The sequence below is a fragment of the Armatimonas sp. genome (assembly GCF_043760365.1).
In the GTDB taxonomy this organism is placed as follows: Bacteria; Armatimonadota; Armatimonadia; order Armatimonadales; family Armatimonadaceae; genus Armatimonas.
Genome location: NZ_JAYUPA010000275.1, coordinates 1 through 2,008 on the forward strand (window position 1 = coordinate 1; position 2,008 = coordinate 2,008).

General features: G+C 57.2%; 2 protein-coding genes. Both read right to left on the reverse strand.

Translation table 11 applies throughout. The features are described 5' to 3' along the window. Window positions 1-1,209: Hsp70 family protein (locus ACH2EH_RS06580; RefSeq protein ID WP_395140087.1), on the reverse strand; the 1,209-nt coding region annotated here is incomplete at its 3' end. 16 nt (window positions 1,210-1,225) lie between these two features. Further along, on the reverse strand, window positions 1,226-2,008 hold a 783-nt coding region (locus tag ACH2EH_RS06585; RefSeq protein WP_395140089.1), incomplete at its 5' end, for a GspE/PulE family protein.

Sequence of the window (2,008 nt, forward strand, 5' to 3'; positions counted from 1 at the left end):
GAAGTAGTCCTCGATGTACTGCTCGTTACCCACCTGTTTGATTGTCGCCACCCCCAGTCGGTGGGGGGAGACATCCAAGATCATAATGTCTTTTTGCTGCTGCTGGTAGAGGTCCTGCTCGATTCCGGCAGCGATCGCAGCACCCAAAGCCACGGCTTCGTCGGGGTTGAGCGAGCCGGAGTAGAGGGCCTTGCCGGAGGCGAACTCAAGGGCGCGGCGGAACATGGGAATACGGCTAGAGCCGCCGATGGGCAAGATGACATCAATCTGTTCCCATTTCAGTCGGGCACGCGCCAGTGCTTCATTGACCACGGACATGGCGCGCATGAGCATGCTCTCCAGTTGCTCATCAAGCTCATCGCGGGTGATTGTGCACACGAGGCTCTGCGTGGCAATTAAGTTCGGAAGATTGACGTCAATAGACTGGGCGAAAGAAAGAGATTTCTTGACGACTTCTGCCTCCTCTTTGATACGCTGCGCCGCCTTGCGATCCCGCGACGGCGGCGGCATTTTCTTGCCCGTTGTCTCTTTGAACTTATCACGCAGCAGGTTTATCAGGGCCTCATCAATGTCCTTGCCGCCTAGCTTATCATCGCCTACCGACGTGCGGATATCTAGAATGCCCTCAAACATCTCTAAAACGGTTACGTCTAGTGTGCCACCGCCAAAGTCAAATACCAGCACTTTACTCTGGTCTGCCAGGTGCCCCAGGCCGTAGGAGAGGGCAGCGGCAGTGGGCTCATTGATCAGGCGGATGACTTCCAGACCGGCTGCCTCGGCAGCTTTACGGGTGGCCTCACGGGCGGCGTTCTCGAAGCGCGCGGGTACCGAGATCACGACTTGTTTGATCTCACTATTGAGCTTGGTCTCTGCAGCTTGCTTGAGGTGCTTGAGAATCTCGGTGCCGATCTCCTCGGGAAAGAAAACCTTCTTGCCGAGCTTGACGGTCTCGCCGGTGCCCATGAGCCGCTTGACTTCCATCGCGGTTCGGTCGTGGTAGGTGACAGCACCGCTCTTGGCAACCGAGCCCACTACGAGCTGGCCATCGGGCAGGAGCTGAACCATGCTGGGGACAATCGTATCGCCGTTGAGATCCGGGATCAGCTCGGGCTCGCCCTCAGGCGTCAGGAAAGCGATAGCGGAGGTAGACGTACCCAGGTCTATGCCAATGATGGGGCCTCGTGTGGGGTTCTTTGCGGGGACGTTCATAAATTCTCTTTAGGGGCTAGCCTGAGTAAATCACACGCAGACTCTCTTCCAGAGTCGTCATTCCCAGAAGAATCTTCTCCATCGCATCTTCTTTGAGTGAGCGCATCCCACCCTCGATGGCGGCTTCACGGATCGCGTAGGCGGAGGCATGGGCCAGGATAAGCTCCCGGACTTTATCGGTGATGGGCATCAGCTCGTAGCAGCCAACACGACCTTTGTAGCCCGTGCCCTTGCAGACCTCGCAGCCACGCCCACGGTAAAACGTCACCGGGCTACGCTCCATGTCGTCCAGGCTCATTCCCAGGCGCTTGATGGCTTCTTTAGGCGGCTCGTAGGTGCTCTTGCACTTATCACAGACACGGCGCATTAGGCGCTGGGCCATTACCCCAACTGTGGCGGAGGCAATCAGAAACGGTTCGACGCCCATATCCATGAGGCGGGCGACGGCACCCGGGGCATCGTTGGTGTGGAGTGTGGAGAAAACTAAGTGCCCCGTGAGCGCGGCCTCAATGGCGATATTTGCCGTCTCCTGGTCGCGCATCTCTCCTACCATAATAATATCGGGGTCCTGGCGTAGCATGGCCTTCAAGCCTGCCGCAAAGGTCATGTGCGCTTTGTTGTTGACCCCCACTTGCGTGATGCCGGAGATCTCGTACTCCACGGGATCCTCAATGGTGATGATATTCTTCTCGCCGGAGTTGACTTTTGCCAGGCTGGAGTAGAGAGTTGTTGATTTTCCAGAACCCGTCGGCCCCGTGACTAGGATAATGCCGTAGGAGCGCATCAGCATAGACTCGAA